Source organism: Legionella wadsworthii DSM 21896 = ATCC 33877 (genome assembly GCF_000701265.1).
GTDB lineage: Bacteria > Pseudomonadota > Gammaproteobacteria > Legionellales > Legionellaceae > Legionella > Legionella wadsworthii.
The window spans coordinates 701,726-722,831 of record NZ_KL370759.1; the positions used below are offsets into that span (position 1 = coordinate 701,726).

Here is a 21,106-nt window from a genome sequence, read left to right on the forward strand (position 1 = left end):
TTAAAATCTATATTTAATTCCAATATTCCCATCGTATAATTCCTTAAGTAGCCCTGTCTGATACTTCCATTGTTGATATCCTGCACCAAGATCAACAACCAAATGATGGTTTATAATTGGAAATTCATAAGTTAAATTCACATAACTATTTTTAATAATGATGAAATTCACGGTTAAAAGATCCGCCAAATCAGGGCTATGCCCCCATCCCAAACCTAAACTTAAAAAATGATCTATTGTAGAAAAATAACGCCGAATTATTCCTGTATATAACAAGGACTCTTTTGTTCTGTCTTTAGGAACAAAATAGTAAGGACGAAAGCTAATCCAATAATTTTTAGGATAATAACTTAATGATCCTGTGTACGTTGAAAAATAGGTAGGGCCAATATTTGAATAACGATCCCCGGCAGAGATTTCAATAGACTTTGTCACTAAAGCAAACCCCTCCGCACCAACTACATATTTTGGAAATAGTACTGGCTGATCCGAATAAGCGATGACCAGATCGGCATGAAAATTGCGATTAAGTTGTGCCGAAAAATCAACTTCGTATTGAGGTGCGTTAACGCCAAACCGGGATGCATAATTCACTTTTGCTAATAGAACACCGATATCCGTTTCACGAGCATAATAAGCAGTGGAGTAATCCCAAATTTTATTTTTCGGTAAGTGTGTCACATACGTATTATCACTGGAAAGACCAAGCTCATTAATCCCATAAGTGTACCGGGGAGATATTTCTTTGATTTCATCCAGGTGGGCTTGTGCATCCCTATTTTCAGGCTCAATTAATAATGCCTTTTTGTAGGCTTTGGCTGCTAAGCCATATCGGCGAAATATCTTTTGAATTTCGCCTTCCTTAATGATTAATTTGACATTGTTGGGCTGGTTTACTAATCCATTTCGAATTAAATGAAGTGCAGAATAATCACGATTTTTTGCAAGATAATAATCAGCCATACCTATTCTTGCATCCGTATTATTCTTATTTTTTATCAGAAGCATGCTATAAATTTGTTTTGCTTCCTCATAGTTTTTTTTAACCATCATCGTTCTGGCTCGAAGTAAATCCATTTCTTCCTGTGACAGCCGTTTTCCTTTATTGAATTTATTCAGTGCGATTTGATTTTTTAATTTTAAAAGTTGCGGGTTTTTAGGCGTAATTTTCAACCCTGTATAGAGCAACTTCAATGCACCTTTCTGATCATTTTTTATAAGATATATATGGATTAATACAAGGCGTGCATCTAAATAGGCCGGGGTTTTTTTTAATACGCTATTTAAGTAATTTTCAGCTGCTGTGAATTCCTTTTGGTGAAAATAAAGTAATCCAAGTTCGAGCATAATATCTACATCCTCTGGATGGACTTTTAAATAATTAATTGCCTTAAATTTGGCCAAATTGATTTTTCCATCTTGCCGTAATTTTTTTAGTTCGGCGTTGAGAGATGGGGCTTCCGTTTTCATTTTTTCTATAGCCTTAGGAGGTTGTTGCGCGTGCTCAACTGCTTCTACTAATAATTTTAATTGTGCATCATGTGGATTTTGATTAAGACCTTCATGAATTAAATTGAGTGCTTCCTGATATTTTTTTTCACCCATTTTTGTTTCAATTAATCCAATACGTGCATCAAGATATTTAGGTGCTTTGGTTAATACGAAGCTAAGGCAATCCTCTGCCAGATGATAATTTTTTTGTTGCAAGGCAATCAAACCAAGCTGCACACTCACATCCACATTCTCAGGATGCATTTCTAGATAATCCATTGCCTTGATTTTCGCTGTATCTATTTGACCTCTTTTCCTTAATTGTTGTATTTCTTCTAAAATAGTGGGCATTATCGAAGGAATCGATGATTGAGAGGCTTGTAAATCCTCGTGTTCCGCACTTAAAACGTTATTTTTTAATTCCAATAATTGCTTGTTCTCTTTATTTTGTTTTAATCCATTATCAATAACTGCTAATGCATTTTGATATTTTTTTTCAGCAACCATGGTTTTTATTAATGCAACACGGGCATCCAAATAGTTAGGCTTCTTTATCAATACCCTGTTTAAATAAATTTCGGCCTTCGAATAATATTTTTGTTGAAAATAGATGAGACCTAACTCAAGATTTACATCCACATCATCAGGATGTTGATGTAAATAACTTATAGCCAAATCCCGAGCTAACTCGAGTTGTCCTGTAATTCTCAACTCATGAATTTGAGCCTGTGGAGTATTGTCGGTGGATGGAGGAGTAGTTGGTGTTAATTCTTTTTTTGCAAGCTGTTTTTGGAAAGTTTGTATCAATAAAGGATTAAGATCATGTTGCCTCACAGGATCAAGTGCATGGGCATAGGAATCATACAATAATATGATTTGAACAAAATAAAACTTCTTTGGATCTTTTTTTTTTATAGGGCATTCTTTTGAATTTAATAGAAATTTTTGGCTATTACCTTATATCCTAATTCAGTTTTTGGAAAAATTAAAGAGGGATTGCTGGCAATTCATCTACTCTATTGAAAATGAATTGATTAGGGAGCAACTTGAATCTGATTTATTATGCGGTTTATGGATAATGTTCGTAATGAGCGTTCTTAACTGGGTCATTTAAATATTTTCTCTGTTAATAGTTCTGCATTAAAGTAAGGTAAGTTTGGCCCTAATCAAATATATGTGAAGTTAGGCTCCATTTCCTTAAAGTTTCAATAGTATGCTCGATATGGCTTTTTAGTACAAAGAGATAAGTTTGGGCCTAAATGAACCTAAATGATTTGAGAATGGAAGCTGCAGCATCGTTCATCCAATGTATGAAGCAGCTTATGACATGGAAGTGTAGTAGCAGTCTACGTAACCAGTGGATGACTCTGGATAACTCATATGGGTTACCTATTTCAAGTACATGAATAGAGGAGGCAAAGAGCTCATTGCTGCCCTCGATGAATCTTCTTTGCGTAGTTGCTTTTTTTGAGGCTTGACGCAAATCGATAAATCAAAATTATTATTTCCGTAATATCCTTCTATCGAAATACTAGGTTCGCTATTTGTTGGATTTTTATTTAAATGATTTCCACCTTCATCATAAATAAATAAAGAGACAGTATCGCCTTGTTCATTCAAAGCGGTTTTTAATCCCATTATGGAGCCAGGACTAAATTCACGCTGAGAATTTGGATGCATGTCTACTATATGGGCGGCACCACCAAGAAAAATTGCGACTACATTTTCTGTTTTAAAAAATACATCATGAAAGGCTTCTTCGAATACAGGGTTTGCTGTCCGTACACGGTTCATGCAAGACGAAGTAATCAACGAGTTATATCCTGTATTCTGGTTTTCTGTTGCTTTGATTAATATTCCCGTATGGATTGCCTTTTGTGCCAAGGTGACATACATATTCACTTCTAGATTTTGTGGTTCTACAAAAGGGCATTTTTTAAATACAGTCTCGATAGAGGTATTAAATTGCTTCTTTTCAACGCCATCATTAATTTGATTTTGATCCATTGTCGATATGTGTTCGAGGATAAGAATAATTTTTCTTTGACAAATAAATGAACCTTGGGCAATTTCATCAAATAAATCAATTAAAGCTTCTTTAGGTGCATAATCAAAATGATCTTCAGCTATCAGGATTTTTTTTATACGAGGATTTTTTAGAAAAGATTTTATTTGTTCAACAGCTTCAGACATTAATCGACTCTTTTATTTAGTTTTTGTTTAATTAAATAGGGATCTGAAATTATAACATAATAAATAGTTCTTTATTGTAAAAGTCCCTTTTAATTCTGCTACTTAGAGAACTGCTGTAATTTATCGTTTATTAATCGTTCTAATGAAAGAAGGGTTTCATGGAGAAGGGGAAGTATTCAGGAAGGATTCAGTGGATTTAGTGAGAAATAAACAAAACATGATAAGATACATGATTTAAGAAAACTTAATTTTGACATGACAAAAAAACTTTCGATTGTTATTCCTATTTATTACAATGAAAAAAATATTCCTGTTACTTACCAACTTTTAGCCACTGAAGTTTTCCCTCACATTCCAGATTATGAGCTGATTTTAATTGATGATGGCTCTAACGATAATTCCTATCAGGAGGCTTTAAAATTGCGGGAATTTGATGAAAAAGTAAAGGTTATCAAATTGTCACGTAATTTTGGGCAACATATCGCAATATTTGCGGGTCTTTCTTTCATTCAAGGTGATTGTGTGGTGGTTATTTCCGCGGATTTACAAGATCCTCCCAGTCTTATTTTGCAACTGTTTGAGAAATATCTTGAGGGAAATAAAGTTGTAGTCGCGGTGAGAAACAAGCGCAGTGAATCTTTTTGGCAAAAATTATTTTCCTTTTTGTATTATAAGTTAATGCGCAAATATGCGCTACAAGACATGCCATTGGGAGGCTTTGATTGTTTCCTAGCCGACAAGCAAGTCATTGAAGTATTGACCAAAGTTGAAGAAAAAAATACCTCTTTATTTGGGCAAATCCTGTGGTTGGGATTTAAGCGAGCTGAAGTGGTTTACGACCGACAAACCCGGGAAATTGGGAGATCGCGCTGGACTTTATCAAAAAAATTTAAATTAGCTCTGGACTCTTTATTGGCTTTTTCCTATGTCCCCATTCGAGCCATTTCCATCATTGGCTTAGTGGATTGTTTGTTTAGCTTGTCTTATGCCGTTTATATTGTTTTGCAGAAATTACTTTTGGGCGCTAGTGCTGGATGGTCTTCACTCATGGTTGCGATTATGTTTACTTCTGGGGTCCAAATGTTGACTCTAGGTATCATTGGTGAATATTTATGGCGGAATTTTGATGAAAGCCGCAAAAGACCGCTTTACGTGCTCGACGAGAAACATGGATTATGAATCTCTTGCAGAAATATCGACAATTCATTAAATTTTCTGTCGTTTCACTAGGATACAATTTTATTGCGTATTGTATTTATGCTGTCCTTATTTTTAATGGCAGTTCTTACTTTTTGGCAAGCTCGACCTCTTTTGTCTTCGGGGTGATTCTTGGTTATTTCTTGAATAAAAGCCTTGTTTTTAATACCAAACAAAAAGGGATGGAATATATTCTTTATTATTTTGCCTATTATGTTCTGTTATTAGTCATTAATTTAGCTTTATTACATGGGTTTATTAACTGGTTAGAAATAAATCCATATGCTGCGCAGATATTGGTTACTATCATCGCGGCTTTTATGTCGTATCGTGTCATGGGCATATTATTTATGAGAGAGAATAAATGGGGTATTTAACTCAATCACAGTTGCAAAGTTTAGGCTTTAGTTACTTAGGTAAAAATGTAAAAATTAGTGATAGTGCAAAAATTTATGATGCTGATCAAATTAAGATTGGTGATAATTCACGGATCGATGATTTTTGTGTATTGTCTGGAAAAATAGATATTGGACGTAATGTATTTGTAGGGGTTCATGGTAATCTTGCAGGTGGAGTCCATGGCATTCAATTAAGTGACTTTGTCACATTGGCTTATTATGTGAATTTGTTTACACAATCTGATAATTATTTTGGTGAATCGCTCACTAATCCAACCATCCCCCGTCAATATAAAAAGGAAAGGTTTGGCACCATCAAAGTAGGAAAGCATGTCATTATTGGCAGTAACTCGGTCATCATGCCTGATGCTCATATAGCTGAAGGTTGTGCCATAGGGGCAATGAGTCTTGTAACAAAATCAACACAGCCTTGGGGTATCTATTTCGGAATACCCGTGAAACGAATGAAAGAGCGACAAAGGGGGTTATTAGAACTAGAAACCTTGTATTTGAAGGAGAATGAATCATGCCCCTCATAAAAAATAAATACTTGTATCTTGGTTTTTTAATTGCGGGATTGGTTAGTTATTTTGTTTTTTATTATACCTTCCAATTCCAAGTATGGAGTGATTCCAAACAGCACCTGGTAAGCGATATACCAGGCCATACCCAGTTCATCATCGACTTTTCTAAATATGGTAACTTCCCCGTTTACAGCTTGTGGTATCGATTGGTTTATTTTATTTCGGGTTATTCCTCAGAATATCGCCACCTTTCTTTTGTCACAATGTACTTGTTATCTATATTAGTTTGTTTGAAGTACCTGATAAATTATTGGTTATTAAAAAAAGAGTCAGCGAATGTCCAATTAGTATCTTTACTTTCTATGGCACTAATTTTTGTGATGCCGATTTTAAGTTATTACACAAAAGCCAACCATCCAGAACAAATATTAGTGGACAATTTCCATGTATATTTGGGTAATATATCAGCCAATCAATGGCATAATTCAACCCTCATTTTCGCGATGCCCGCCAATATATTGTTTTTTTATTATTCCATCAAAAATCTTGATTCAAATAGATGGTTTCCTTTTTTTATGATGGGTGGACTTGCTGTTTTGAGCATATTCTGTAAGCCAAATTATGCAATGGCGTTTCTGCCTGTACTTACAATAGGTTTATTTCTCTTGAACTTAAAATCGCGAAGTTATTTGAATGCATTCATCAAACCCGCACTCATTATCATTCCTGCGTTGATGACCTTATCTTACCAGTGGTATTTTACTTTTGTAAAAAATGAATTATTTAATCATCCTACTGCAACGGTCTTTGCTCCTTTTTTAGTTTGGAGTACATATTCTCCGCATCTATTTATTTCTCTACTCCTGTCAATCGCTTTTCCATTAATTATCCTGGTATTTTATTTCAAAAAAATGGATCGATTTTTAATAATAGCCTGGCTTACTTTTCTTGTTTCCTTGGGCATTTTTTCATTTTTTGCAGAATACCCTGTACATTTAAATGGTAACTTTTGGTGGGGAAGCATCGCGTCGAATTACATTTTATTTTTATTTTCGGTCAAACTCCTGCTCACTCAGTCTATTAACTGGAAGTCGATTACGGCCTACAGTATATTAGGTTTGCATTTTGTATCCGGGTGTTTTTTATTGGTGAGCTTTTTTTATAGGGAAACGTCTCTTATTTTATAAACTGTTTACTCGTAAAAAGACTATCTGGGTTACAAGCAAAAGTGCCGCCTGAACATAAACCAACCATATTTTATTTTACTATACTAAATATACACATCATATATTGATAGATATAAGTTATGTACTCTACGAAATTTATGCTTTTCGACTTACTTGTAAGACGGTACTACCATTACTATTTTACTGAAATGCCTGTTATGAAAAGTTTACAAAATCCAAATGCAGTCATGGATTTATCCAATCTTAAAAAGCACTTTAAGATATGGCAAATGGCAGTTAGTTCATTAGACAATAATCCAACAGTAGAATACTTAACCTGTCAAAAGTTACCTGAAGAAGAAGTAACGCAGAAATTTATAATTATTTTGATGGATGCTTTATCTAAAAATACGCAGATAAAAGCTTTAACCTTAAGAAATAATCCTTTAACAAGTAGCGCTCCCTATATTGCACAAATGCTGGAATTAAATACAACATTAAAATCAATAAATTTAAGCGGTACTCAAATTGATGCGGGTGGCATTAGAGCGCTTGCTATTGCTTTTGAAAAAAATAACAATCTAAAGAGTATCAAACTGAACCATCTGAAGATTGAAAGTAATACTGACCACCTATTTGAGGTTCTCAGTAAAAAAAAGTCATTGCAAGAACTGGAAATAATGGATTGTAATTTACAAGTAGAATCCGGATTATTAAAGCTCTTGAGTGAGAATCAATCTTTAAAGAAGTTGCATCTTGGATTGAATTATTTAGACAAAGGCATTGATTATTTAGTCGACGGTTTACGCCAAAATACAAGCTTAACTTCATTAAATGTGATGTCCTGTGGATTGGATTTGTGTGATCCCTATTTGTTAGCAGAGGCCATTAGTCAGCATCCATCATTAACTCACTTGGACTTATCTTATAATGGACTAAATCCGATTGAAAATCCTCTTCCTACTCTTATTCTTGATAATTCTTCAATCAGAAGCCTTAATTTATCTCGGAATGGAATAGAGGATGAGGGCATTCGTTATATCAGCAGTAGTATTAAAAATAATCAATCACTGAACACTTTAATTTTAAATGGAAATCATATTACCGATAAGGGAGTGGGGCATCTAAGCGAAGCATTACAACAAAACAATACTTTGGTTCATCTTGATATCACAGAAAATGACATAACTTCGGTACGTATTTTAACTGAACAATTACAAAATAATATCACCATAACTTCAATAGATTGCGACCAGGAAAAAATTTCAGATGGCAGCTGGCCAGCCCTTGATGAACTTTTAAAAAGGAATCAACAGATCAAGGGCTCTTATCTTGTCTTGTTAAATGAAGCAGAGGCAATCAATGACATGCTAGGAATGCTCAATGTCCTTAAAGACATGAAGAATGAGTTTTATCACAATGAGGAACATAAATGGAAGCCTGAATCTCTGAAAAATATATATGTCACTTCTTTTGAATTAGTTAAATCAAAATTAATGGAGCAATTGCATGGAAATGAAAACCAAGAGCAAAGCTTATTAAATGTTATCGATATCTATTTTAAGTCCATCCCTGCTATGAGTGAATTGAGCCATGAGCTGATATTAGGCCTGCGCACTTATATCAAAACTGCGTCTCTTGAAAAAAGTGAAGAGGACCTATTGATTCACTTAATCCATTCTATAGAGCAACTGAAGGACGATGAATCTCTCCATGAAGAAAATTTTGAATCTTTCAAAAATGTTTTAGATTTATTGACTCAGAAAATTATTTCGAAGCATGAGAAGATAGAAAATAATATCCTTTCACAACCGGGAGTTAAAAAGAAAAAATATTATAATCAAGATGATTTTTTAAGTAAGCTTTTTGGAGATACCCATTACCAGTCGCTTTCAATTAAAAGAGATCAATTTTCAGGGCTATGTGAACTCATTTGTAATTATATCATTAAAGAAGATTTAATGGGGTATTCCGCACAGGATACTTCATTGGAGCGCAATATATCGGGCATGCCAAAGAATTTGAATGAAATTCAGTTCATGGCAGGACTATATCAGTTAAATTCCGATTGGGTTTTGAATAGCCACATTCTAGATACGAGCAGTACAACTGATAAACTAAAAGCCTATTTATTTAATCAATATCCCTATACTCTCTTTTCCTCCTCGGATGTAAGTAAAGACGGAAAACAGTTAGATTATACCTTACTCAAAGATCAGCTCGATGCGTTGGAGAAGGGTTGCTATGTCAAATTCATAGCTTTTGCAAAATCTTTAGGGAAAATGGAAGGGCACTCTATGCTCATTAAAAAAAATCCAGATAATACCTACTCTTTTTTCGATCCAAATAAAGGGGAATATCTTCTTCTCAATCCTCAGGAGCTCTGTTCCAAATTAAATAAAGCATTGAGATTAAATAATGCGACCCATATGGCTTTTCTTGATGGAGTTCAATACATAAAAAAATTAAACAAATCAGCTGCACGTGAAAGCCCTGCTTTTAAATCAAAAGCCCAACTGAATGTGATGAGAATTGACCCACTTGATCGACAGGCCAACATGCATAAGATTTATCATTTGCTCTCAAATGCTGTGTTTCATAATATAAAAAACGAATCGCCGCATTTCATTAAAGAAATAAAAAATATTCTGAAACAAATCGATTATAATAATGAATTAAATATTGTACAAAGCATCATCAAAATTAAAGAGATATCCAATATGGAACCCGCTCCAGATGAAAACCATCATGTTCTGGCACTACGAGAGGTATTCCATAGTTCTATGTCTACAACATTTGCAAGTTTTGTCGCAAATTTAAATAAAGAGCCACAATTTCAAAGAATTATGGATGAACTCCCCTCACAGAGGGACGTTTTATCTCAAGGTTAAGTACAAAATAAACTGTAAATAACGAGAAAAGTAACTTGTACGGCAGTAACAACAAGTCCATTTTGTATCATGGCTTTAATATTATCACTTCCCGCAAAACCCATTGCAGCAAACATATTTGCACCCGGATATGCATAGTTTGTAACGCGGGTAGCAAAAATCATGCATAAAGCAAAAGTGATCATAGAAAGTTGCATCTGAACAGCGGCTGGGCTAAATAATTGATGCAGCATTTTAATCGTTGCTTCCGCAGCCCCAGGCATACCAAACGCTCCAGTCATGCCGATTAATATGGATAATGCCGGTTTGCCGCCTAGTGTAAATAATGGGGTTAACAATTGTGTCAAGGCAGTGAATCCTCCTGCTTGATGAATCAGAGCCATAAAGGGATCAAATAAAATGAACAAAAAGAAAAGGTGCAAACTTTTTTGCATCCCTTCAAGGAGCAAATCGAAAATTTTTTTCAAACTCAATTTACTCACTAATCCTGCCACCAACGCTAAAAACAACATGACAAAAATGACATAGGAGGTTTTTGCTTGAATAACTAAACCATAAAGCACACAGGCTATAAATGCTGCTAAAAAGAAGAGGGTACTCCGTTTTTGAAGTCTATTGGGAATAAATGGTTCTGCGCTGTCTTCATTATCACAAAGTTCATGCCCGTACTGCCGTTGTAGTCGTGAAGACATACACCATGTAGTCATTAATGTGATTAAGGCTACGGGTAGGGCGGCATAAAAAAGCATCGTCCCATAGCTTATGCCTGTAACGCCTATCAAAGTCACTACAGGAGGAGCAAAGGGCCCAATAATTAATGCTTCTTCAGCAGAAGCCTGCATAAGCACCGCCAAACTGGGACGAGATAATTTTACTGAACCCGCAATAGGGCGTAGGCTGGGAGCCAGGATGGCTAGCCCTCCAGCAAGAGTCCCAAGCACTCCTACAATCATGAACGATGAGAGAATGATACCTATTTTAGCGCGTCGTTGATTATTAACGCCAATCCCATACACTACCTGATGTACTAAAGTATGGCTAATTTGGGTATGGGTCAAAACTTCACCTAACCCACGTCCCAGCATAATGATAAAACCCACCAAAGCCATGAAGGAACCCAGGGCATCAGCCATAGTATTCGCTATGGAAATAGGGCTGCTATGGTTCCACAAAAAGCCTAATCCGACACAAAGGGCAGTTGCTATGAGTGGATTAACATTGCGAAAGAGCATTGCCGCATAAAGGATAATAATAGATAAACTGGCTAACTGAATATAAAAAGACATTAATGGAGTGCTCCAATCCATTTCAAACCTTGAGTTATTCCTTCAATTCCCATGCCGGGTTTGTCCGCCAGGACAATTTTACTGCCGGACCGTTGCGCTCCACCAAGAACATAATTGTCGCGAATGAGGAAAAGAGGATCGAGATCCGCATAGAGAATGTCGGGTTTACTGATAGCAAAACTAGCAACAGCTGTAATACCAATTGGAGATTCCAGCATACATCCCACCATAATATTCATTCCAGCTGTTTTCGCGATGTGGTATATCGCTTGAGCATTAGCGATACCTCCTGATTTCATCAACTTTATATTGACCCCATCACAGGCATTCATTTTTGCGATATCCAATGCATTTTGTGGAGAAAAACACGCTTCATCTGCAATAATGGAGCAATCCACTTGATCCCTTATTGTCTTTAAATTGAATAAATCTTGACCATTAATGGGTTGTTCCACCATGGGAATATCCAATTGGTATCGTTTGAAGGAAGAAATAATTTTTAATGCATCATCACAAGACCACCCTTGATTCGCATCTACAAGTAAAGTGATGTCCTTGCCTACAGCCTGACGAATGGCGCGAACACGCTCAAGGTCTTCCATTGGATCCAAACCTAGTTTTATTTTTATGGTTTTATGGCCTTGTTTGACCAAATCAATGGCATCAACCATCATTTCCTGGTTTGTTTTTACGCTTATAGTAATGCATGAATTGATACTGTTCTTATGACCTCCTAATACTTGATATAAAGGTAAACCACAGTATTGTGCAAATAAATCATGCAAAGCGATGTCAATCGCTGCTTTTGCAGAAGTATTTTTTTCTATATTTTGATGGTTCATCTGCAACAACAAATTCAATTCAGAAATATTTCGTCCAATTAATTGAGGTCCCAAAATACTTTGAATTGCCTGGATGATTGATTCTGTGCTATCGCCAGTAATGGCAGGAGTTGATGCTGCGGAGCCGTAACCCACCATCCCACGATCGGTTTTAATCATGATCACTACATCATCAACGCATTCTGTACGCCTTACTGATGTAATAAAGGGACGTATTAAGGGAATAGATAATTGCCCGATGTGAATTTCAGTAATTTTCATGCCAATATCTTTTAAAATGTAGTGCGTCTCAATATATCTTCTCTTTTTAAGAATCTCAGGGTCAAGTCCTTTCTTTTAATGAGCCAAGATTATCTGCAAGCAATCAGGCATCATAATACCTGGCTTACGCCAGTAACTTTTCTAGCCACTATCAAAACAGCCATTATCGACACACTGAGTGTGCCTGATATGAGGATTTCGAAGGGCCATAAGTTGTGGGAAGTGGGATCGGCTGCAATATCGATGAAAAGACGCAGGATTTCGAATGTCATTAATGCTGCAGGCACGCCCGCGGCGATTCGCCAACCTCTTTGCCATCTCAATAAGCCCCATAAAGGGGAAATGATTCCCAAGACACCGATTGCCAGCATCATCAGCATAAAACCACCAAACATGATTCTGTCGCTAAAGGATATTGTCATGTTTCTCTGTCTTTCATAATTAGCCTTCTGCGCCTCAGCATCAAGCGATTTCAGTCGCGACACCCAATCGGGTTTATTCTGCTGAGTAGCTGGTTGGTTGCTTCCGGTGATTTGTACCGGAAAAGCGGCAACAAAAGATGTTCCTGTTAAAGAGCCATCTCCTGCAGAGATCCGAACCTCATCGACTTGGGTATCAGGTTGAAAAAGGAAAAACCAGCCAAGCGCCTCTCCCCTGCCGGCAGGGTAGAGGCGTGATGGATTACTGCCAGCATTCGCTGGCTTGCCTTGAAAATACGGATGGGCCCAGATCTTGATTGGTTGTTCACTAGAGTATTGTAGGTGCAGGTAGTAATTTTGATTGTGACCTAAATGGACAATATTTCCGGGTGGATATGTTGAGACCACCCTCACCGTAGTGGCCGCGTATAGACCAGTAGCTGCACATAGCCAAATGATTATCGCAAAAAATAAAATCATTCTATTCAAACCAGCTTTCCTTGCAAATCGACGCGTAATCAGCATCCTTATTCTCCTATGGCCTAATCCCAGTGTCATGCGCATCTGTTGAAACATTCTGCAACGCCGTTCCCCCAATCAAATGAAATTTGTATGACGACGCTCATCATGCTATATTTTACCTTTTCCGCATACGAAAGCGTATGATTTATTTCAACTTTTTATAATATTTGAAAGGAATAATTATGAAAACATTTGTCTCACGGATGGGCAAAAAGTTGCTAATGACAGCAACTTTATTTCCAATTCTCACATTTGCTGCGTCGCAACCATCCAGCCATACATCTCTTGCACCGCAACCCACAGCCTGTATCGAATCAACTTTTAGTGCAACTGGTGATAATTATTGGAAAACAATCACTTTAACTGTGACGAATCAATGCGGCACAACCATTGATTTTCAAAATGCAACAATTACCTTCCAGAATACCATTCCCCTGAATACCAATTTTTGGGGAAATTTTGATCCCTTATCTTATCCAGATAACAATTTACAAATCACATCTCAAGGTTCTGATAAGAATTATTTAGCCACATTAAGTTTGCACTTTCCATCGGAGCCCTGGGCAAATAGCAAATTACCTGCTAATCGATCTTTTCAAATAAAATATGGTGCCGCATCGGATGGCCATGTTGGCTCCGCGAATGTATATTTGAATGGGGGTCCTGTTCAAACCGGAAGCATTCAACTGAAGAATGACAGTGCGAAACCATCTGACGTAGTCCAGCCCTACGCACTCGTGCATGTTATTGCAAATGGGATTAACATAAGCAATGTGCAATTACCCTGGAGTGGTACACAAACTGTTTCAGGTCTTGCGCCAGGTAATTACAGCATCACAGCTGACAATGTCAGTGGCAGTAATAACACGTATAAGGGAAGCGCTGCTCCGGCCACTGTCTCAGTTATTGAGAATCAAACCGCAACATCGACCATCACTTATGCAGTGATACAGCAAAATGGTCAATTGGCTATCCAATTGCAAACTTTACCTAGTGAGTTAGCGGGTTATACTGGAAAACCAGTTGTCGAGGTGATTCAATCAGACACAGGAAGTTCGGTACAAAGCAATTTAAATTGGGGTACTACAACAACGGTGTCTCAGTTGAAAAATGGAAGTACTTATAACTTTTCTACGCCGGTTATTACTTACAATAATTATCATTGTGAACCACAGTTTGCTCCTGGTAGCGTGATGGCAAGTTCGACCAGTGTACCAACAACCAGCTTAACGTATCGCTGTAGCCAAGTGGCACAAAGTTCTGTAACTTTAAATGTGAAAGGCGCGCCGACTACCTTGAGCTCACTACAAGTGACTTTAACGCCAAATAATACCACAACGCCGATTACCCAAACCATACCATTAACTAATGGATCGGGTTCTAAAGCTGTTTCACTGACTACAGGAACCATTTATACCGTTTCTGCTAACGCTGTACAGGGCTATACCATCAAATTTGATCCACAGCCTTTGACTGTAGAGAATGGTGCGATTGAAAATATTACACTCACTGCAGACAGTTCAGATACCCCTGTATCGCGAAATGGACAATTACATGTTTGTGGCACGCAAATATGTAATGAACAAAATCAACCGATACAACTCAAAGGGATGAGTTCACATGGTATTCAATGGTATGGTTGGCAAGGAAGTAATACAGGCAAAGCCTGCTTAACTACGGCTTCTCTCGACACCTTGGTGAATACATGGAAAGCAAGCGTTATGCGTATTTCAATGTATGTGCAAGAAGGGGGGTATGAAACAAATCCTACCGCCTTTACTAATCAAGTGAATGCCCTTATCGACGAAGCAACGAAACGTGGTATTTATGCGATTGTGGATTGGCATATCTTGTCTCCCGGAGATCCAAATGTGAATCTCTCCAAAGCAAAAACTTTCTTTACTGCGATTGCGTCTGCTCACAAGAATAATAATAATTTATTTTATGAGATTGCGAATGAACCTAACGGAGTTCCCTGGAGCAGCATTAAAAGTTATGCTGATGCCTTAATCCCCGTGATTCGTGCTATTGATAATAAAACGATTATTTTGGTTGGCACACCTGGATGGAGTTCATTGGGCGTTTCGGATGGAAGATCATCACAAGATATCATCAGTAATCCGCTTAACTATCCCAATATTATGTATACATTCCATTTTTATGCGGCCTCACATCGTGATAACTATCTCAATGAAGTCGATAAAGCTTCGAATACTTTACCAATTTTCGTCACTGAATTTGGCACACAAACTTATTCAGGCGGCGGTGCCAATGACTTCGCTATGTCAGATAGATATTTACAGTTATTTGCCCAAAAGAAAATTAGCTGGACTAATTGGAATTATTCTGATGATTCCCTTTCAGGTGCAGTATGGAATCCAGGAACATGTTCCAATGGACCATGGGTTGATAGCAATTTAAAACCTGCGGGAACCTATATTAAATCAAAAATTCAAAATTAAATTGTGAATCTGGCCTGGTTGTAATACACCAGGCCAGGATTATTTATTTCCGATTTTTCTATATTGAAACAAAAAAAACCTATCCAAGAACAGTCCACAATGAAATCATTTTGGACCATATTGCTCCTGTGTTTTCTCAAAGCCTTCTGGGGTTTTTTCTTCTTTGAAAAAAGTAAATTTTGTTCCTGAATGTTTCTCTATATTTTGACTAATAAAGATTAATTCTTGAAGAATTGATTCATCTTTTATTTTAAATGAAGTGATTTGTTTCTGTTGCTGAATTTGACTAATAATCGTATTAATGCTTTTTTCTGATAAACCTACTTTTCTCAGTGCTTCCGTTAAAGTAGCTGTTTTTTCTGCCAAAGGTGGACCAATCTCAGTGAACTCGTCTGAAAGTTCCTCAGAACTAATCATGATGTATCTTCCCCTTCTATCAAAAGACAGATTATTACGATATTCGCTATTTACTTTATCGAATATAGCTGCCATCTGTAGGATGCTGTACATCTCTCTAATGGGGTTATCATCACTTAATATTTTATCATTCAGTATTTTATCTATTTCGGATTTATGTTCGTAATAAACATCTGCGAATACTCTCAATAATTTTTTATATAAGTTTTTCTCCATAGGAATTTTAAAAAAGACATTTAAAAAAGAAATCAGTGAGTCTTCCTGATTTTCGATTCCCTTTTCCAGAATTCCTTTAAATAGCTTGGGATAAGAAGTCATGATGAGATTAGGAAAATATACTTCTCGATACCATTTTAAAAATGCGGCATTACTTTCATTTCGTACTTGCATGAACTCAGGATCAATCCTTCCAATGATTTGAAAATAGTTGTGGTATAAAGGGGCTCGGTATTCAAGCTTCGTATTTGGAACTTCTATGGGATAAAGGTCCCTTGGAATGAGATTCAAGCACCATGCGGCAGGTCCTAAAATCTCATGCATGCTATGGAAGCCAACTCCTGAGACATAACTCATAATATTAACGAGATAAATTTGTTGTTCCTCCAGGGTTTTTAAAGCATTACTTGAAATCATGATGTTAAGAAGCAAGCTCGTTGTACCGGAGAAACTTGAAATAAAAGGTGTTTCTGTTGCTGTCATTGAGTTTACAATCTTTGAATCTTCCCTAAATTCACATTTTGTCCAGTCCACCCATGGAAGCTGTGCCTCTAAGCGAGGTAATTGGTTTTGATACGATGAATCGGAGTTTCTCATGACACCCAATTTATTTGTGAGGACAAATTGATCTGGATTGCCACGGCCGCGATGGCTTTCTACTGTATAGAGCATTGATTGATACATCATTTCATCGCATATAAATCTGCGGGCTTTTTTAGCGTTTTCATCCCACCCATTTAATAAACTAAGAAAATCTTCAAAAGTAGTAACACCCACTGTAGGGTACTTTCGAGTGTACTCTTCAACAATTTTCTTATAAACAGGATTGTCATTTTGAGTCACTAGAGTGTCCTGTTTAAAAATCGGTATGAATTTGATCAATGAATATCCGAACTGAGCATGGATTGCCATAATTTGATAATGCAATGCAATAGGGTCTTTTAAAAGGTCAATACTCATTTGGATTACATGCTTTAACTGGGTTTCATTCAGGGAGTCTATAGGTAAGATGATTTGATTTATTATACTTAAACCTTTATTGACTTTATCCAACGGAAAGGTACCAGGATAAGTGTTAGAGGACTCAAAAATCATATTAATTGCAAATTTCTGGAAATGCTGCTCTAAATTTTGTCCACTTGCGGTAAAATCATTGGCAAGGAAATATTCGAGTGTTTTAACAATGCTGTCAGTCACTTTACCCCGCGTTTCTACCATTTTTGATGTTGGATTTAAAAGCAGATTGGGTGGTAAGAATGATTCTGAAGCACCGACTAATGGGTGCGTATTCATATATTTTGTAGGCAAAACATTTAAAGGGGAACGCGCTAAGTTTTCGATGACAGGTAAAATTGATTTGATACGAGCAAGTTGATTTAATTCAATAAACGACATCAGTTCGCTTTTATCACCATGATTTTCTATTAAGATTTGAATCTCTTCAATAAGTTTTATTTTAATAGATTCTTCAAGAGCAGCTTGGCTTATTGCATCTATGAGGACTAATTTAGCCTCTAGGCAACAGTCATAATATATCTCACCATTTATTTGATACATTTAAATGTAGTGTATAATTAGTTATATTCAAAATTATAGACTACTGGGTGAATCATGCGTTCTCCTCATATGTTACTCACATCTCTTGAAAAAAATGACCCTCGCTTTACAGATGCTGATTTTTCAAATATGAGTATGGAAGATGATGATTTTGAAAGATTGTTTCAAATTATAAAAAAAAATAAAATTATTACTTCTCTGTGCTTGCTAGAAACTGGTATTCAAGAAAAGCATATTCCCTCTTTACATGAGGCACTTTTAAAAAATATTCATATTACCGATTTTTCAATTCAGAAATATAAAGATTATTCAGCGAAAACGCTAAAATTGATTCAAGAGATGGTTGTTCATGTGGAAAACAATGCTCCTGATCTCGTCATGAGAATCTAGTACTGTTGGATGAGCTTACGTTTGAAGTAAATTTGTATAATCTTTACAATTAATATCCTGATACTTAAAATTTTATTGTAGCTTTTTGTTATAATTGAACATATCGTTGGATGAGGAAATGTTTTTTATGACTACAAAAGATAAATTGACTAAGCTAATTCATAGTATCCGCAAGGATCGGGAAATAACTGGCAATTTAGATGCATCCAATGAATTAAAAATTCCCGCAGATTTTGCAGATGTAAGAAACCATGTATCAAGAACGATTCTAGATTATTTAACCCGTATAGAGCAAAATTTAGATCAGGATGATGAAGAAACACTTTCTCAGAAATTGGGATCACTTAAGGTTTTAAGTCTGACTATATGCGGCTATGGACTCCTTAATGGCGGATTGGAGCTTATGCATAAAGTAAATGAATTCTTTACTGGCAATGACAGGGCAGACTATAAATTACTGGCAGAACTAGGTGAGAATGTAATAAAAACTGCAATTAGTTTTAATGCCCTTTTAGATGATTCATCAAAAAACTTAGGAGAAAAAGTTTACCTGACGATGAAAGCTTATGCAAAAGCTGTAATAAGTGGCATTGCAGGATTATTCGAAGGCATGCACCAGGGATTCAAGGAAGGAAAAGGACTAATTGACACAGTGAGCACTATGGGACAAACTTCAGTGGCCAAAGGATGGGCCGGTTTTTATGAACGCTTTTCCACTGAGTTATCTAAATCAAGTATGACTTCAATGAAAGAATCTATGAATAAAGAGAGAAAATCCTCCGCAACCACTGAAACTCTGGATGCTTCCCTCAATGATGGTCGAACTTTTGGTAGTTCTGTTTAATCATAGCCCTTATGAAATTACGGTACCTTCCATAGCATTAAAGATAGTGAAATGAAAAGTTTGTCAAAACCGTTATTATGATACGGCTTTATAGGAATCATCCAAATATTCTTTCTAAAGGTATGTCCAATTCAGTTCACTTCGAATGGATTGTAATTGTTAGATTTTTGGAACTCAAGAATAAAGACAAGCCTTTGATTGTCTAGTTACCAAAATTATTTGACTAATTCCAAAAGAAATCTTTTAATTTAATGTAATGAATTTTTCAGGTCGAGCCATTTGAGCCAAAAGAATGGAGAAATCGAATAAAAGCTACTCATTCATGTTCCTTTTTAAAAAGCCAAGGGAGAATAGATGGATGCCATTGCTGTTATTATAAATAAAAAAGCTAAAAATTCCTCACAGGCTGAGTCCTATTTGAAAGGCTTTGACAATGCGGGTATTCCTTACAAGATTTATGATGTTTCTCCACAAAAATTACCGGAAACCCTAAAAAAATGTATCAGGAAGCATCAAACCATTCTAGTAGGTGGTGGGGATGGAACGATAAGGACAGCTGCTCACTACTGCGTCAATACCCCAGTCATTTTAGGTATACTTCCCTTAGGGACGCTCAATCATTTTGCTAAAGAACTCGATTTACCTGGAAGCGTCGAAGAAATAATTCAAAGTTTAAAAAAACTTAAAACCATCAAAGTGGACGTAGCAGAGGTGAATGATTTTATTTTTATAAACAACTCCTCTATTGGTTTTTATCCAAAATTTGCAAAAAAAAGGGATAAATATACAAAAAAATATAATAAATGGTTAAGCTATTTACCTGGATTTATTGAAAGCTTTAAAAATCATCCTGTTTTTTCCCTTACATTAAAAGGCAAAAATTTAGATGTTTCTTTACGCACATCTTTTTTGATGATCAGCAATAATTTATATACATATAAGTTCCCCACAACAATTGAAAGAGAGAGTTTGCGAAAATCACTCTTAGGTATTTATTATTTCAAACAAGGTAAGATACAGTTATTTAAAATAATACAAAGCCTATTTTCAAGTAAAAAATATTTCGAGAAAATTAAGTCAAAAGATCCAATTGAAATCCATTTTGATCACGTAAAAAAAGTGAGCATTTCTCTTGATGGTGATGCGATTAGTATCAACACGCCCCTGCGATATCGGATAATACCCAGCTCTTTAACACTTTTGAAGAAAACATCATGAGAATAATACATATATCCGATCTTCATTTTGGAATGCATAATCCTTTGATTATTGAATCTTTCCTAAAGGATATGAAAGAACTGAAACCGGACATCATTATCATCTCAGGGGATTTAACTCAAAGAGCCCACTCCCATCAATACAAACAATTTTCAGATTTTCTTCAGCACATCAATGCTCAAACCCTTATTATTCCAGGCAACCATGACATACCTTTTTATAATGCTTATTACCGGTTTCTTTACCCCTTTAAAAAATATAAAAAATATATTTCGGAAAAGCTGGAGACAAATTTTAGTAATGAGGAAGTTTCAATCTTGGGAGTAAACAGCGCCACACCTTACTTGGCCAAAAATGGTATTTTAAGTCAAAAGACCTTAAGGCATATACAAAACCATTTTTCTGAAAAATCAAAAAAACTGAATATCCTATTTTTTCATCATAATCTGCATTATTTTTCGGGTATGCACCATCCTTTAAAAAATGCAGAAGAATTTTTAACTTATTTAAAAGACAGCCCCATTCATATTGTTTGTACTGGACACCTACATTATGCCAATGTCACATCGATTACAAAAAATCAAGGTGATCAATGTTTGCTGCTTCATGGAGGATCAGCCTTTTGTTTTAGAACTAAAGATGGAAAAAATAGCTATTATTCAATTAATACATCACACTCAAGATGTTCCATTGATTGGCGCGTTTTCGTTGATAATTCATTCCTATCACACAAAATTTATGAATTCGATTTAATACTCTAAGCCCAAGAAGAACAGCTGAAATTTATGGATAAGAATCACTGTTATCCCTCA

16 protein-coding genes are annotated in these 21,106 nt (G+C 36.0%); 10 read left to right on the top strand and 6 right to left on the bottom strand.

Annotation, left to right across the window (positions count from 1 at the left end; all coding sequences use genetic code 11):
- The gene (locus BU07_RS0109240) at positions 1-2,325 is read right to left on the bottom strand and encodes a tetratricopeptide repeat protein (protein WP_133134460.1); all 2,325 of its coding nucleotides are present in this window, start codon (positions 2,323-2,325) and stop codon (positions 1-3) included.
- Between the two features lie 555 nt (positions 2,326-2,880).
- Positions 2,881-3,684, bottom strand: coding sequence for a hypothetical protein (locus tag BU07_RS0109245; RefSeq protein ID WP_031565414.1), 804 nt, complete (start codon positions 3,682-3,684; stop codon positions 2,881-2,883).
- A 255-nt stretch (positions 3,685-3,939) separates the two neighbouring features.
- Between BU07_RS0109245 and BU07_RS0109250 the strand changes: the two genes are divergently transcribed.
- The 5 genes from BU07_RS0109250 to BU07_RS0109270 all read left to right on the top strand — a co-directional run bounded on the left by BU07_RS0109250 (position 3,940) and on the right by BU07_RS0109270 (position 9,860).
- The gene (locus BU07_RS0109250) at positions 3,940-4,863 is read left to right on the top strand and encodes a glycosyltransferase family 2 protein (RefSeq protein WP_031565416.1); all 924 of its coding nucleotides are present in this window, start codon (positions 3,940-3,942) and stop codon (positions 4,861-4,863) included.
- A complete protein-coding gene (locus BU07_RS0109255; RefSeq protein WP_031565418.1) occupies positions 4,860-5,258 on the top strand; it encodes a GtrA family protein in 399 nt (132 codons plus the stop codon). The genes BU07_RS0109250 and BU07_RS0109255 overlap by 4 nt, the downstream gene beginning before the upstream one ends.
- A complete protein-coding gene (locus BU07_RS0109260) occupies positions 5,246-5,818 on the top strand; it encodes an acyltransferase (RefSeq protein ID WP_031565419.1) in 573 nt (190 codons plus the stop codon). The genes BU07_RS0109255 and BU07_RS0109260 overlap by 13 nt, the downstream gene beginning before the upstream one ends.
- On the top strand, positions 5,806-6,990 hold the full coding sequence (locus BU07_RS0109265; RefSeq protein WP_031565420.1) for a hypothetical protein: 1,185 nt from the start codon (positions 5,806-5,808) through the stop codon (positions 6,988-6,990). The genes BU07_RS0109260 and BU07_RS0109265 overlap by 13 nt, the downstream gene beginning before the upstream one ends.
- 197 nt (positions 6,991-7,187) lie before the next feature.
- Complete coding sequence (locus BU07_RS0109270; RefSeq protein ID WP_242601870.1) at positions 7,188-9,860, top strand: leucine-rich repeat domain-containing protein; 2,673 nt, start codon at positions 7,188-7,190, stop codon at positions 9,858-9,860.
- Here the strand turns inward: BU07_RS0109270 and BU07_RS0109275 are convergent.
- The 3 genes from BU07_RS0109275 to BU07_RS0109285 all read right to left on the bottom strand — a co-directional run bounded on the left by BU07_RS0109275 (position 9,857) and on the right by BU07_RS0109285 (position 13,232).
- A complete protein-coding gene (locus BU07_RS0109275; RefSeq protein ID WP_031565424.1) occupies positions 9,857-11,146 on the bottom strand; it encodes a TRAP transporter large permease subunit in 1,290 nt (429 codons plus the stop codon). The genes BU07_RS0109270 and BU07_RS0109275 overlap by 4 nt on opposite strands.
- Entirely contained in the window at positions 11,146-12,249 is a 1,104-nt protein-coding gene (locus BU07_RS0109280; RefSeq protein WP_031565426.1) for a dipeptide epimerase, read from the bottom strand. Before BU07_RS0109280 ends, BU07_RS0109275 begins: the two co-directional genes overlap by 1 nt.
- Before the next feature lie 110 nt (positions 12,250-12,359).
- Positions 12,360-13,232, bottom strand: coding sequence for a hypothetical protein (locus BU07_RS0109285; protein WP_242601869.1), 873 nt, complete (start codon positions 13,230-13,232; stop codon positions 12,360-12,362).
- A 140-nt stretch (positions 13,233-13,372) separates the two neighbouring features.
- On the opposite strand from BU07_RS0109285, the gene BU07_RS17610 reads away from it, so the two are divergent.
- Complete coding sequence (locus BU07_RS17610; RefSeq protein ID WP_207384422.1) at positions 13,373-15,652, top strand: glycoside hydrolase family 5 protein; 2,280 nt, start codon at positions 13,373-13,375, stop codon at positions 15,650-15,652.
- A gap of 105 nt (positions 15,653-15,757) precedes the next feature.
- Here BU07_RS17610 and BU07_RS0109305 read toward each other — a convergent pair whose 3' ends face one another.
- Complete coding sequence (locus BU07_RS0109305) at positions 15,758-17,842, bottom strand: hypothetical protein (RefSeq protein ID WP_031565430.1); 2,085 nt, start codon at positions 17,840-17,842, stop codon at positions 15,758-15,760.
- A gap of 54 nt (positions 17,843-17,896) precedes the next feature.
- Between BU07_RS0109305 and BU07_RS0109310 the strand changes: the two genes are divergently transcribed.
- From BU07_RS0109310 to BU07_RS0109325, 4 genes are all read left to right on the top strand, one after another.
- Positions 17,897-18,232, top strand: coding sequence for a hypothetical protein (locus BU07_RS0109310; protein WP_031565431.1), 336 nt, complete (start codon positions 17,897-17,899; stop codon positions 18,230-18,232).
- Between the two features lie 127 nt (positions 18,233-18,359).
- Positions 18,360-19,076 (top strand): hypothetical protein, encoded by a 717-nt coding sequence (locus BU07_RS0109315; protein ID WP_133134459.1) that lies wholly within the window; start codon positions 18,360-18,362, stop codon positions 19,074-19,076.
- Between the two features lie 354 nt (positions 19,077-19,430).
- A complete protein-coding gene (locus tag BU07_RS0109320; protein ID WP_031565436.1) occupies positions 19,431-20,294 on the top strand; it encodes a diacylglycerol/lipid kinase family protein in 864 nt (287 codons plus the stop codon).
- Positions 20,291-21,055, top strand: coding sequence for a metallophosphoesterase family protein (locus tag BU07_RS0109325; RefSeq protein WP_031565438.1), 765 nt, complete (start codon positions 20,291-20,293; stop codon positions 21,053-21,055). The genes BU07_RS0109320 and BU07_RS0109325 overlap by 4 nt, the downstream gene beginning before the upstream one ends.
- Positions 21,056-21,106: the final 51 nt, after the last annotated feature.

Bases quoted from the DNA above. Each gene is read 5' to 3' on its own strand.
- BU07_RS0109245 (WP_031565414.1), bottom strand. From the start codon at position 3,684: ATGTCTGAAGCTGTTGAACAAATAAAATCTTTTCTAAAAAATCCTCGT.
- BU07_RS0109250 (WP_031565416.1), top strand. From the start codon at position 3,940: ATGACAAAAAAACTTTCGATTGTTATTCCTATTTATTACAATGAAAAA.
- BU07_RS0109255 (WP_031565418.1), top strand. From the start codon at position 4,860: ATGAATCTCTTGCAGAAATATCGACAATTCATTAAATTTTCTGTCGTT.
- BU07_RS0109260 (WP_031565419.1), top strand. From the start codon at position 5,246: ATGGGGTATTTAACTCAATCACAGTTGCAAAGTTTAGGCTTTAGTTAC.
- BU07_RS0109265 (WP_031565420.1), top strand. From the start codon at position 5,806: ATGCCCCTCATAAAAAATAAATACTTGTATCTTGGTTTTTTAATTGCG.
- BU07_RS0109270 (WP_242601870.1), top strand. From the start codon at position 7,188: ATGAAAAGTTTACAAAATCCAAATGCAGTCATGGATTTATCCAATCTT.
- BU07_RS0109275 (WP_031565424.1), bottom strand. From the start codon at position 11,146: ATGTCTTTTTATATTCAGTTAGCCAGTTTATCTATTATTATCCTTTAT.
- BU07_RS0109280 (WP_031565426.1), bottom strand. From the start codon at position 12,249: ATGAAAATTACTGAAATTCACATCGGGCAATTATCTATTCCCTTAATA.
- BU07_RS0109285 (WP_242601869.1), bottom strand. From the start codon at position 13,232: ATGCGCATGACACTGGGATTAGGCCATAGGAGAATAAGGATGCTGATT.
- BU07_RS17610 (WP_207384422.1), top strand. From the start codon at position 13,373: ATGAAAACATTTGTCTCACGGATGGGCAAAAAGTTGCTAATGACAGCA.
- BU07_RS0109305 (WP_031565430.1), bottom strand. From the start codon at position 17,842: ATGTATCAAATAAATGGTGAGATATATTATGACTGTTGCCTAGAGGCT.
- BU07_RS0109310 (WP_031565431.1), top strand. From the start codon at position 17,897: ATGCGTTCTCCTCATATGTTACTCACATCTCTTGAAAAAAATGACCCT.
- BU07_RS0109315 (WP_133134459.1), top strand. From the start codon at position 18,360: ATGACTACAAAAGATAAATTGACTAAGCTAATTCATAGTATCCGCAAG.
- BU07_RS0109320 (WP_031565436.1), top strand. From the start codon at position 19,431: ATGGATGCCATTGCTGTTATTATAAATAAAAAAGCTAAAAATTCCTCA.
- BU07_RS0109325 (WP_031565438.1), top strand. From the start codon at position 20,291: ATGAGAATAATACATATATCCGATCTTCATTTTGGAATGCATAATCCT.